At 63.1% G+C, this 11,107-nt stretch carries 13 protein-coding genes and 2 tRNA genes; 6 read left to right on the plus strand and 9 right to left on the minus strand.

Translation table 11 applies throughout. The features are described from left to right. Window positions 1-341: 341 nt before the first annotated feature. Window positions 342-1,229, plus strand: coding sequence for a DMT family transporter (locus Q0L57_RS29605; protein ID WP_296746631.1), 888 nt, complete (start codon window positions 342-344; stop codon window positions 1,227-1,229). An 11-nt stretch (window positions 1,230-1,240) separates the two neighbouring features. Here Q0L57_RS29605 and Q0L57_RS29610 read toward each other — a convergent pair whose 3' ends face one another. Both Q0L57_RS29610 and Q0L57_RS29615 read right to left on the minus strand, forming a co-directional pair. Further along, on the minus strand, window positions 1,241-2,047 hold the full coding sequence (locus Q0L57_RS29610; protein WP_296746632.1) for a sulfotransferase family 2 domain-containing protein: 807 nt from the start codon (window positions 2,045-2,047) through the stop codon (window positions 1,241-1,243). 123 nt (window positions 2,048-2,170) lie between these two features. After that, complete coding sequence (locus Q0L57_RS29615) at window positions 2,171-2,428, minus strand: GlsB/YeaQ/YmgE family stress response membrane protein (protein WP_296746633.1); 258 nt, start codon at window positions 2,426-2,428, stop codon at window positions 2,171-2,173. 128 nt (window positions 2,429-2,556) lie between these two features. Between Q0L57_RS29615 and Q0L57_RS29620 the strand changes: the two genes are divergently transcribed. After that, window positions 2,557-3,006 carry a YidB family protein gene (locus Q0L57_RS29620; protein WP_296746634.1) on the plus strand — a complete coding sequence of 150 codons (450 nt, stop codon included), beginning with the start codon at window positions 2,557-2,559 and terminating at the stop codon, window positions 3,004-3,006. Between the two features lie 78 nt (window positions 3,007-3,084). On the opposite strand, the gene Q0L57_RS29625 is transcribed toward Q0L57_RS29620, so the two are convergent. Together Q0L57_RS29625 and Q0L57_RS29630 are read right to left on the minus strand one after the other, a co-directional pair. Next, a tRNA-Gly gene (locus tag Q0L57_RS29625) sits at window positions 3,085-3,158 on the minus strand. 72 nt (window positions 3,159-3,230) lie between these two features. Next, window positions 3,231-3,315, minus strand: a tRNA-Tyr gene (locus tag Q0L57_RS29630). A gap of 199 nt (window positions 3,316-3,514) precedes the next feature. Between Q0L57_RS29630 and Q0L57_RS29635 the strand changes: the two genes are divergently transcribed. Next, on the plus strand, window positions 3,515-4,375 hold the full coding sequence (locus tag Q0L57_RS29635; RefSeq protein WP_296746635.1) for an RNA methyltransferase: 861 nt from the start codon (window positions 3,515-3,517) through the stop codon (window positions 4,373-4,375). Window positions 4,376-4,495: 120 nt separating this feature from the next. Here the strand turns inward: Q0L57_RS29635 and Q0L57_RS29640 are convergent, their stop codons facing one another. The 3 genes from Q0L57_RS29640 to gcl all read right to left on the minus strand — a co-directional run bounded on the left by Q0L57_RS29640 (window position 4,496) and on the right by gcl (window position 8,127). Continuing rightward, on the minus strand, window positions 4,496-5,413 hold the full coding sequence (locus tag Q0L57_RS29640) for a 2-hydroxy-3-oxopropionate reductase (RefSeq protein WP_296746636.1): 918 nt from the start codon (window positions 5,411-5,413) through the stop codon (window positions 4,496-4,498). A gap of 107 nt (window positions 5,414-5,520) precedes the next feature. Continuing rightward, window positions 5,521-6,318 carry a 2-oxo-tetronate isomerase gene (otnI, locus tag Q0L57_RS29645; RefSeq protein WP_296746637.1) on the minus strand — a complete coding sequence of 266 codons (798 nt, stop codon included), beginning with the start codon at window positions 6,316-6,318 and terminating at the stop codon, window positions 5,521-5,523. A gap of 27 nt (window positions 6,319-6,345) precedes the next feature. Further along, complete coding sequence (gene gcl / locus Q0L57_RS29650; protein WP_296746638.1) at window positions 6,346-8,127, minus strand: glyoxylate carboligase; 1,782 nt, start codon at window positions 8,125-8,127, stop codon at window positions 6,346-6,348. Window positions 8,128-8,329: 202 nt separating this feature from the next. Between gcl and bhcR the strand changes: the two genes are divergently transcribed. Next, the gene (gene bhcR / locus Q0L57_RS29655) at window positions 8,330-9,151 is read left to right on the plus strand and encodes an HTH-type transcriptional regulator BhcR (RefSeq protein WP_296746639.1); all 822 of its coding nucleotides are present in this window, start codon (window positions 8,330-8,332) and stop codon (window positions 9,149-9,151) included. Here the strand turns inward: bhcR and Q0L57_RS29660 are convergent, their stop codons facing one another. Continuing rightward, on the minus strand, window positions 9,152-9,511 hold the full coding sequence (locus Q0L57_RS29660; RefSeq protein WP_296746640.1) for a hypothetical protein: 360 nt from the start codon (window positions 9,509-9,511) through the stop codon (window positions 9,152-9,154). A gap of 103 nt (window positions 9,512-9,614) precedes the next feature. On the opposite strand from Q0L57_RS29660, the gene Q0L57_RS29665 reads away from it, so the two are divergent. Continuing rightward, window positions 9,615-10,028 carry a hypothetical protein gene (locus Q0L57_RS29665; protein WP_296746641.1) on the plus strand — a complete coding sequence of 138 codons (414 nt, stop codon included), beginning with the start codon at window positions 9,615-9,617 and terminating at the stop codon, window positions 10,026-10,028. 69 nt (window positions 10,029-10,097) lie between these two features. Here Q0L57_RS29665 and Q0L57_RS29670 read toward each other — a convergent pair whose 3' ends face one another. Beyond that, the gene (locus Q0L57_RS29670; protein ID WP_296746642.1) at window positions 10,098-10,412 is read right to left on the minus strand and encodes a BA14K family protein; all 315 of its coding nucleotides are present in this window, start codon (window positions 10,410-10,412) and stop codon (window positions 10,098-10,100) included. Window positions 10,413-10,653: 241 nt separating this feature from the next. Between Q0L57_RS29670 and Q0L57_RS34315 the strand changes: the two genes are divergently transcribed. Continuing rightward, the gene (locus Q0L57_RS34315; RefSeq protein WP_366940964.1) at window positions 10,654-10,872 is read left to right on the plus strand and encodes a hypothetical protein; all 219 of its coding nucleotides are present in this window, start codon (window positions 10,654-10,656) and stop codon (window positions 10,870-10,872) included. The last annotated feature ends 235 nt before the right edge of the window (window positions 10,873-11,107 follow it).

The raw sequence follows: 11,107 nt of genomic DNA on the forward strand, positions 1-11,107 counted from the left end.
CCGATCGTGCCAATGTTCACATGCGGCTTGGTGCGCTCGAATTTACCTTTTGCCATAGTCTCTTTCCTTGGGCGGCCGTGGCCATCAGTTCAGTCGAATGCGGGGCGATTAGCGACAACGGCCGAAAAACACAAGTACCTTGTGGCTGAGCGCTCTTCACTCGACCCGAACCAACGATCCGATTTCATGGGATGTGACGCGGATATAGGATTGCCGCGCACGGATTCAAATGGCTTGGAGCGAGGCGTGAGCGCGCTCGTCGGCGGCTTCATCGCGAGTGCGAGCCGCGCAAGCAGGGCTGGCCCATTGCCGACGCGATGCTGCTCTGGTTTCTTCGTCGAATGCAGTTCATTCCGGCAAATATTCGCGGCCCGCTGTTCATGGTCGTCTCGACGGGGTCCTATCTCGTCAACGACACCATGATGAAGCTGGCGACCGCCGGGCTGCCGCCTTACGAGGTGCTGTTCCTGCGTGGGGCGGCCGCCACGCTGTGGGGCATGCCGCTGCTTTTCATGCTGGGTTATGCCAGGCAGATCCCGCTGCTCCTCGAACGCAAGGTGCTGCGGCGCAACCTGCTCGAGCTGGCCGCGATCCTCTGCTACGTCGTCGCCTTGGCCAACATGCAGATCGCCGATTCGACCGCGCTCGGGCAGATCACTCCCCTGTTGATGCTGGTCGGCTCGTCTTTGCTGTTCGGCGAAAGGATCGGCGGCGCGCGCATGGCGCTGATCGGCCTCGGCTTCATCGGCGCGGTCATGGTGGCGCAGCCGACAATGCAGGGCATTTCGATTTACGCCCTGCTTGCGCTCGGCAACGCGGCCCTGTCGGCCGCCCGCGACCTCGCCGGGCGCAAGGTCGGCGCCGACGTGCCCGGCATGATCGTCGCCATCTCGGCCGTCGTCGTGGTCCTGTTCGGCTCGGGCGTGGCCCATCTCGTTTCCGAGCGATGGGTGATGCCCGAAGGACGTCATCTGCTGCTGATCGCCGGAGCCGGCCTGTTCCTCATCTTCGGCCACTTCTTCATCTTCATGGCCTATCGTGTCGGACCGACGAGCGCGGTCGCGCCCTTCTATTATTGCTTCACCGTCTGGGCGGTGATTTCGGGGCTCCTGGTGTTCGGGCAATTCCCAAATGCGCTCGCCGTCTGCGGCATCCTGCTGGTGGTCGGGAGCGGCCTCGCCATCGTCTCGCTGGACGAGAGAAGGCGGCGTTTGACGTTGGTTGCCTGAAGCAACCCCGATCACCCGACCCTTTTTGCCAGCGGACGCTTGGCGACGAAGTCAAGCAGGTTGCGCAGCGTTCGTGGGTAGATGAGGCGGCCCCCGCGAAATGCGGTCGGATCGCTTCTCACGTGCAGCGACGATATTTCTTCCGGGTCGCCGCCGGGGATGCCGCCCCATCTCGCCGGATCGTAATAGTCGATCAGAAAGCCGTAGTCGTAGCGGCAGAAGCGCATGGCCTTCGCCAGCGCGGCCGACGACAGGTCCGACGGAGCGACCCTGGCCCTGGCGACCTGAAGCTTGGGAAAGGCGACCGCCTTGCCGCTGATGGAGGACAGGAAGGCGGCTACCCTGTCCATCTCCTCGAACCGGAAAACATGGTCGAACAGGAACAGGCTGGAGCCGACGAAGCAGCGCGGCGACGCGACGTGGAACTGAATCTCCGGCGAGCTGGCGCAGTATTTTTCGACATTCAGGATGAAAGTTTCGACGTCAGGACTGATCGGCAGCTGGAAGTGTTCGAGCAATCCCGCGTCGGCCGACGATCGCGTCAGGACGTTTACGTCCAGAATCCTGCTGGAATAGGCCGAGAGCAGCCGCTCCAGGGGATCGCGAACGACCGTGAACTTGCCGCCGAGTCCGTCATAAACCGGCTCGAACGGGTCGACCCAGTCCGTCCTCAAGTGATCGTGGACTTCATTGTCCGGGTCGGCAGAGACCGAGTTGTGTTTCTCGTCAAGCGCCATCAACGCGTATTTGACGCTGCTCGTGCCGCTCTTGGGGATCGGATAGTAAGTGGCACCAAGCCCTTCGATCCGCACCACCATGCCAATGCCCCACGCCAAACCAATGCAAATCAGGCTCTGAATCCGCCCACGCAACTGCGCGGTGCGGACTGGCGCAAACTGGTCCTCGCCGGCGGCTCGGTGCCGCCGCTTCCGCCGTGACTTCTACAGCGCCCGGTTGCCGGTGATCTGGTGATAGGCCCAGAGCACCACGACCGAGCCGATGACGGCAACGATCAGGCTGTAGATGTTGAGGCCGGTGACGCCCGAAGCGCCGAAAGCGCTGAAGATCAGCCCGCCGACGATGGCGCCGACGATGCCGAGCACGATATCCATGATCATGCCCTGACCGGTCTTGTTGACGATCTTGCTGCCGATGAAGCCGGCGACCACGCCGAGGATAATCCAGCTGATAATGCCCATTATTCCCTCCAGTTTCCCCGCCGCCCCAATCATTTTCACATGATTGTCAAAAGCTCAAGAGAACTTGAAATTCCGCCCGTTTGCGCCATTCTGGCCCGGGCGGACTTGGCTGGATAAGGAGATCCACGATGGGCCTTTTCGACGATGCCGTTCCCGGCGGCAACATCACCAAACCCCTTATGATCGCGGTCGGCGCGCTGCTGGTCGGCAAGATGCTGAGCGGCAGAAGCGACGCGCAACCTCAAGCCCCAGCCCCAGCGCCCGCGGGTACGGGGGCAGCCGCCGATGGCGGCCTGCTCGGCGGACTGGGCGGCCTGCTCGACAAGTTGAAGGATGCCGGCCACGGCAACGTCGCCGACTCCTGGGTCGGCAGCGGCCAGAACCAGCCGATCAACGCCAACGACCTCGGCACCGCGCTCGGGCCACAAGTCATCAGCGAGATCGCGCAGCGGGCAGGCATGAGCGAGCAGGAATTGCTGCAGCAATTGTCCACAGCGCTGCCCGGCATCGTCGACAAGCTGACGCCGAACGGACAGATCCCACAGCACAGCCAGGTCGCCTCGGCCTTCAACGGCTAGTCTGAGAATGCACGCCAAGACGCTGCGCGCCGCCGTGCGCAGCGTTTTTCGTTTTGGTCGTCATCGGCAAAGAAGGTCTGGAGCGGGTAGCGGGAATCGAACCCGCATATTCAGCTTGGAAGGCTGCTGCTCTACCACTGAGCTATACCCGCCTGCACAGATGCACCGGAAAAAACAGCTGCATACTTCCGATGCTTTTCGTTTCAGGGCTTCCGGGCCGGCAGTGGTGGAGAGGGTTGGATTCGAACCAACGTAGGCTAAGCCAACGGATTTACAGTCCGTCCCCTTTAACCACTCGGGCACCTCTCCAGTCTGCCGCCGGAGCCATGCAACGAGGCATTCACGCCGATCCGGAGCCCGAGTAGAAATCTTCTCCGAAATCAGCGAAGCGCCTTATGGCGGCAAGGCAGGTGGGTGTCAACCGCCGCCGTCACGCTTTTTCGAGGATGTTCGGCATCAATTGTCGCGGCCCGTATCCTTAGCCGAACGGGACGGCTATAGAAGCCGCATGAGCGACGACAAAATCAACAAGCCGGGCACCCCGAAGGACACACACTACGCCAAGCTTAGGCGTGCGCATCGCGACCAGAAGGCGGGCGGCGCGCCGGCGTTCCGGCCGCGCCAGCCCATGCCGCCGGGCGAAGGTCCCTCCGACGGCCTTGTGCGGCTCTACGGCCTGCACACGGTGCGCGCCGCGCTCGACAATGCCCGCCGCAAGATCCGGAAAATGCTGGTGACGCGCAATGCCGCCGAGCGCTTGGCGATCGCCGATCTTGCCGCCCTGCCCTTCAAGGCGGAACTGGTCGAGCCGAAGGACATCGACAAGATCACAGGGTCGGATGCCGTGCACCAGGGCGTGCTGATCGAAGCCGAGCCGCTGAAGGCGAAGCGCCTCGACGCGCTCGGCGACACCCGGCTGGTGCTGGTGCTCGACCAGGTCACCGACCCGCACAATGTCGGCGCGATCCTGCGCTCAGCCGTTGCCTTCGGCGCCGGAGCGCTGATCACCACGGCTCGCCACAGCCCGCAGGAATCGGGCGTGCTGGCGAAATCGGCGTCCGGGGCGCTGGAACACATCGACCAGATCGAGGTGAAGAACCTGGCCGATGCGCTGGGCCAATTGCATGAGGCAGGCTTCCAGACCATCGGCCTCGATTCCGACGGACCGACCGAGCTCGAATCGAGCTTTGCCGGCGACAAGGTCGCGCTTGTCCTGGGCGCCGAAGGCAAGGGCCTGCGGCAGAAGACCCGCGAGACGGTAACCACATTGGCGCGGCTCGACATGCCTGGCGCCATCCGCTCGCTCAATGTCTCGAATGCGGCGGCGGTCAGCCTTTATGCCGCAAACGCATTTTTGAAGCGCGGCTAAACCTAGAGCGACAGTCGCCTGTCGGAACGAGAAACGGGCTCCGGCAGTGATGATGCGGGAGCCCGTTCTCCGACAGGAAAGAGCGGACGGCTTGGGAACGTTACGCCGCCGCGCCTTTGCCTAAGCCGCTTTACCCTTGGCCTCGGCTGCCTCGTTGCCGACTTCGAAATTCGCCATGCGTTCCAGCGCCCTGACCAGCGCCGAGTGATCTTCCTTCGCTCCACCATTGGCGGCGCAGGAATTGAACAGCTGCTGGGTGGTCGAGGTGTTGGGTAGCGAAACGCCCAGCGCCTTCGCGCCCTCCAGCGCCAGGTTGAGATCCTTCTGGTGCAGCTCGATGCGGAAGCCCGGCGCGAAGGTGCGCTTGATCATGCGCTCGCCATGCACTTCGAGGATGCGCGACGCCGCGAGCCCGCCCATCAGCGCCTGCCTGACCTTGGCCGGATCGGCGCCCGCCTTTGAGGCGAAGACGAGGGCTTCACCGACGGCTTCGATGGTCAGCGCCACGACGATCTGGTTGGCGACCTTGGTGGTCTGGCCGACGCCGTTGGGGCCGACGAGCGTGATGTTCTTGCCCATCTTCTCGAAGACCGGCTTGGCGCGCTCGAACGCCTTTTCCTCGCCGCCGACCATGATGGTGAGCGATGCCGCTTTGGCGCCGACTTCACCGCCTGACACCGGAGCGTCGAGGTAATCGCAGCCGAGATCGTTGATCTTTTTCGCGAATTCCTTGGTGGCGATCGGAGAGATCGAGCTCATGTCGATGACGAGCTTGCCTTTCGACAGGCCAGCGGCAACGCTTTTCTCGCCGAACAGGACATCCGCCACCTGCGGTGTGTCGGGGACCATGGTGATGATGATGCCGGCAGCCCTCGCGACGGCGTCATGCCTGGTGACGGTCTTCAGCCCCTTGGCCACGAGATCGGTCGGTGCCTTCGAGCGATGATCGCTGGCGACGACCGTATAGCCGGCATCGAGCAGGTGCCCCGCCATCGGCGCGCCCATGATGCCAAGTCCGATGAAACCGATGGTTTCCATTTTGGATCTCCGTCAGAATTTGTCGAGGTCGCGTTCCTTCGCGCCCCCCTCTAGCCTGCCGGCCGTCTCCCCACTTGGGGGGAGATCAGCAGCTTCGGCGCTGGCTCTCAAGCCGCGGCGCTGCCCTGCCCGGCGAATCCCCTGAACCAGCCGAGCCCGGCCTCGGTGCCGGCCTTCGGCTTGTACTCGGCGCCGATCCAGCCGGAATAGCCGAGCCGGTCGATATGGTCGTAGAGGAATGGATAGTTGATCTCGCCCGTCCCCGGTTCATGACGGCCGGGATTGTCCGCAAGCTGGATATGCGCGATGCGGCCGAGGTTTGCCTCGATGGTGCGGGCGAGATCCCCCTCCATGATCTGCATGTGGTAGATGTCGTATTGCACGAAGATGTTCTTCGAGCCGATGCGGTCGATAAGCGCCAGCGCCTGGTCGGTGTAGTTGAGGAAGAAGCCGGGGATATCGCGGGTGTTGATCGGCTCGATCAGCAATTTGATGCCGGCCTGCTCCAGTTTCTCGGCCGCGAAGGCGAGGTTTTCGGCGAAGACGTTCTCAAGAACGACGCGGTCGACGCCCTGCGGCGCAATGCCTGCCAGGCAGTTGATCTGCTCGCAGCCAAGCGCATGGGCGTAGGTGATTGCCTTGGCGACGCCCTGACGGAACTCAGGCACGCGCTCGGGCAGCACGGCAATGCCGCGCTCGCCCTTTGCCCAGTCGCCCGCCGGCAGGTTGAAGAGCACCTGCGTCAGGCCGTTCTTCTTCAGGCGCGCGGCGACGACATCGGGCGCGTGATCGTAAGGACCGATATACTCCACGCCCTTGAAACCGGCCCTTGCGGCGGCATCGAAGCGGTCGAGGAATTCATGCTCGCCGAAGAGCATCGACAGATTGGCTGAAAAACGCGGCATTCTTTTTCTCCTTCTTTCCGCTACGCCCTAGTCCAACATCACAATGGCTGTAGGCGCGTCTTCGTGGCTTTCGGCAAGATCCTCGAACTCTGTGATCTTGTCGATTTCCGTGCCCATGGAAATGTTGGTGACGCGCTCGAGGATGAATTCGAGAACGACGGGAACCTGGTATTCCTTCATCAGCCGTTGCGCTTCCTTGAAGGCGCCGGCGAATTCTTCCGGCTTGCGCACGCGCACCGCCTTGCAGCCCATCGCCTCGGCAACCGCGACATGGTCGACGCCGTAGCCGGCCTCGGGATCGTTGGCGCGGTTGACGTTCTCGAAGGCAAGGCTCACCTCGTAATCCATCGAGAAGCCGCGCTGCGCCTGGCGGATCAACCCGAGATAGGCGTTGTTCACGACGACATGGATGTAGGGCAGCTTGTGCTGCGCGCCGACCGCCAACTCCTCGATCATGAACTGGAAGTCGTAGTCGCCGGAGAGCGCGACGATGGCACGGTCCGGATCGGCGGCGCGCACGCCGAGCGCCGCCGGCAGCGTCCAGCCGAGCGGGCCGGCCTGACCGCAATTGATCCAGTTGCGCGGCTTGTAGACATGCAGGAACTGCGCGCCGGCGATCTGCGACAGGCCGATCGTGGTGACATAGGTGGTGTCGCGGCCGAAGGCCTTGTTCATTTCCTCGTAGATGCGCTGCGGCTTCAGCGGCACCTGTTCGAAATGGGTCTTGCGCTTCATGGTCTTCTTGCGCTGCTGGCATTCCTTGGCCCAGCCCGACCAGTCGCGCAGCTTGCCGGCCGTCCTCCACTCGGTGGCGACGTCGAGCAGGATCTTCAGCGCAGCACCTGCATCCGAGACGACGCCGAGATCGGGCGCGAAGACGCGGCCTATCTGGGTGGGTTCGATGTCGACATGGATGAACTTCTTGCCCTTGGTGTAGACGTCGACCGAACCGGTGTGGCGGTTGGCCCAGCGGTTGCCGATGCCGAAGACGAAGTCGGCCGCCAGCATCGTCGCGTTGCCGTAGCGGTGCGATGTCTGCAGGCCGCACATGCCGGCCATCAGCCGGTGGTCGTCGGGGATGGACCCCCAGCCCATCAGGGTCGGGATGACCGGCACGCCGGTGATCTCGGCGAATTCGATCAGCAGGTCGGAGGCATCGGCGTTGATGATGCCACCGCCGGCGACGATCAGCGGCCTTTCGGCCGCGTTGAGCATCGCCAGCGCCTTCTCGGCCTGGACGCGCGTCATCGCCGGCTTGAACACGGAAAGCGGCTCGTAGGCGTCGATGTCGAACTCGATCTCGGCGAGTTGCACGTCGAGCGGCAGGTCGATGAGGACCGGGCCGGGCCGCGAGGAGCGCATCAGGTGGAAAGCCTTCTGCAGCGCCATCGGCACCAGATAGGGCTCCATGACGGTGACCGCCCACTTGGCGACAGGTGCGGCGATCGAAGCGATGTCGACCGCCTGGAAATCCTCCTTGTTGAGGCGCGCGCGGGGAGCTTGGCCCGTTATACAGAGTATCGGGATGGAATCGGCCGATGCCGAATAGAGCCCAGTGATCATGTCGGTGCCAGCGGGGCCGGAGGTGCCGATGCAGACCCCGATATTGCCGGCCTTGGTCCGCGTATAGCCCTCGGCCATGTGCGAGGCGCCCTCGACATGGCGTGCAAGAACATGGCGGATGGTGCCCCTCGCCTTCAGCGCCGAATAGAGCGGGTTGATCGCCGCGCCCGGCACGCCAAAGGCGTTGGTGATGCCTTCCTTTTCGAGAACGAGAACCGCGGCGTCAACTGCGCGCATCCTGGCCATTTCCAGCCTCCACTTCGTTGGTTGGCTTGAGAATGCCAGCGCCGTTTCTATTTTTCAATTTTTTCAGAATATTTTTTCATTTCTAGAAACCGGCTCTTATTGGTTGATTTTGCGTCACTTTTTGTTTTCCACAAAATCCCGCCAGGAAATCAGTGAAAAACTTTTTCATTGCGCCCGGCGAGAAACGGGCCAGAATGCTGCCATGGAAACCACCGAAAAGCGCCAGCGCGGGCGGCCGCGCTCCTTCAATGCACCGTCGGAGACGGGCGCCGTGCAGTCGCTCGACCGGGCGCTGCGCATCCTGGCGATCGTCGCCGAGGGCGCCGGCCTGTCGCTCAGCGAGATCGCGGCCCGCAGCGGGATCGCAGCCTCCACCGCCTATCGCATGCTGACGACGCTGGAGAGCCACGGCATGGTCGAGTTCGACTCCACCGACCAGCTGTGGTCGATCGGCGTCGAGACCTACCGCATGGGCGCCGCTTTCCTGCGTCGGCGCAAGCTGGTCGACCGCGCACGCATCGTCATGCAGGAGTTGATGGAAAAGACCGGCGAGACCGCCAATCTTGGCGTCGCCGAGGACGATTGCGTGGTCTTCGTCAGTCAGGTGGAGACGCATCAGGCGATCCGCGCCTTCTTCCGCCCGGGCACGCGCAGTTCCTTCCATGCTTCGGGCATCGGCAAGGCGGTGCTGGCGCATCTCGATGCGGAACGCGTCGCCGCCATCCTGCGCAAAGCGGGGCTGCAGCGCTACACCGACAGGACGCTCTCCGACATCTCCGCGCTGGCCCACGATCTGGCGACGATCAAGCGACGCGGCTGGTCGGTCGACGACGAGGAACGCCATCCCGGCATGCGCTGCGTGGCTGCCGCGATCTTCAACGAGTTCGGCGAGCCGATCGGTGGCGTTTCGGTGTCCGGCCCCACGGTTCGCGTCACGCCTGAGCGCCTGGCCGAGATCGGTCCGCTGGTGCGCGACGCGGCGGCCGAGGTGACCAAGATGATCGGCGGCGTGGCGGCCGGCTGATCAGGACGCGCCGGGCAGCGCGCTGTTGGTCGAGATGTCGAGGAAGTCGAGCAGAAGCGCTCCTCCGACGCCGCAGGCCGTGAAGATGAGACCGGCGATGAATATCCGGTTGGCGCGTTCGTGGACCCGCCGTTGCAGCGAGGTGATGTCGAGCAGCATGGCGAGCGCCCGCATCTGCAGCGCGATACCGACGAGGATCGGCACGACGGCGACAAGATGATAAGCCCGCCAGGGGATAGGGTTGGCTGCCCAGTGAGTAATGAAACCAAGCGAAAACGCCACCAGGATACCGACCGTGGTTACGCTGCCGTTTCTGAAAGACGTCTCGACCAGGTCTTCCTTAGGCTCCTGCTCGTCCACGCCACCACCCTCCATTAGCGTTGCGACGGCAGCCTAGTCCCTCCGAAAATCACTGTATACCGTTGGCTTGCCGCAACGTTCGAACGCATGCAAAAGGGCATCGATGCGGAAACAACTCCAGCTCCTGCTCGTCGCTTCACTGTGCGGATGCGTGTCGCCGGCGCCACAGCCCGATGCCGGCGCCCAGCGGGTCAATCCTGTCCCGATCTCGCTTGCCCTGGAAGAGATCATCACCACGGGCGTCCGCCAGCACTTGCAGGAGCCCGCCAACGCCAAATTCGGGAGCATGGTTGCCGGCGAACGCACGCTGAACGGCCGTGGCGAAATCCTGGTCTGCGGCCATGTCAACGCCAAGGGTCCCACGGGGTCCTATGGCGACAAGCTGTTCGCGGCAAGGATCTACCCCGATGCGGGAAGCGCATTCGAGCTCGTCGCGATCGGGGACCAACCGGCGGATATGAGCCTCGTCAACGGCACCTGCCGCGCGGCCGGGCTGGCCACTCCCGACCGAGGCTAGAAGACCGATCGCCCCCATACGAAAAGGGGCTGCGAACAGCCCCTCTTTCCGTCGTTGGCGCGCCTGCTCTCAGAGGCGGCAGTAGTGCTCGTAGCCGTCGTAGCCGATATAGGTGTTCGAGTCCGGATCGTAGCTGGGGTAGCGGGCCATGCAGCGGCGGACGTGCCACGAGCCGCCGTCTTCCTCGACGTAGACGGTGCGCGGCTGCTCCTGCTGGGCAAGCATGCTGCCCAGGACGAAACCGCCGACGCCGGCGGCGATGCCGATACCGAGGCCGTAGTGGTGATGCAGCGGATGCGCCGCCGAAGGTTGAATGCTGCCCGCCAGCATGCTGATGGCGACGGTGGCTGCGATGAGGCCGGAAACGAGTGTGCGCTTGAACATGACGATCTCCTTGGTTTGGTTGACCGAGGCGATCCATCCGCCTCTTGATCATCTGTCGCGGCGGCAACGAAGAAGGTTCGAAGATTTTTTCTGATTTTTTGGCGCAGGAGCGGCCAGCTCTTGCCGGCTCGCTATTGGCCAGCTGAACGACAAATGCAAAAGGGCGGCCGGAGCCGCCCTTCGAAAGCGAGAGCTTTTGGCGTCAAAGGATGACGACCACCCCATGGTGGTGGTGATGATGATGGTGGTACCACCAGTAGTCACCATAGCCATAGTCGTCATCGTCGCCATAGCCATAGCCGTAACCGTAGCCGTGATGGTGATGGTGGTGATGATGATGGTGCATCGGATGAGCCGAGGACGTCTGCACCGTGGCGGCCAGCGCGCCCGTTGCGATAAAGCCGGCCACGAGAGCGGAAGTGAGCGTGCGCTTGAACATGATGATCTCCTTGATCCTTGATCGAGGCGACCATTCGCCTCTGGAGATCAGTGGCGCCGACGCGGCAAAAGGTTCGAGGATTTGTGAGTTGGTGGTCGGTAGTGAGCAGTGAGTGGATCCCCGGACTGGGGTTCTCTGCTCACCACTGACTAATTTCTACTCACTCTCCTCACCCCATCCCGGTGATGTGCCGCAGCCAGAAGGCCAGCGCGATGAAGCCGATGATGGTGGTGACGCCGGTCCAGTCGATATTGGC

Source organism: Mesorhizobium sp. (assembly GCF_024509055.1).
In the GTDB taxonomy this organism is placed as follows: Bacteria; Pseudomonadota; Alphaproteobacteria; order Rhizobiales; family Rhizobiaceae; genus Mesorhizobium.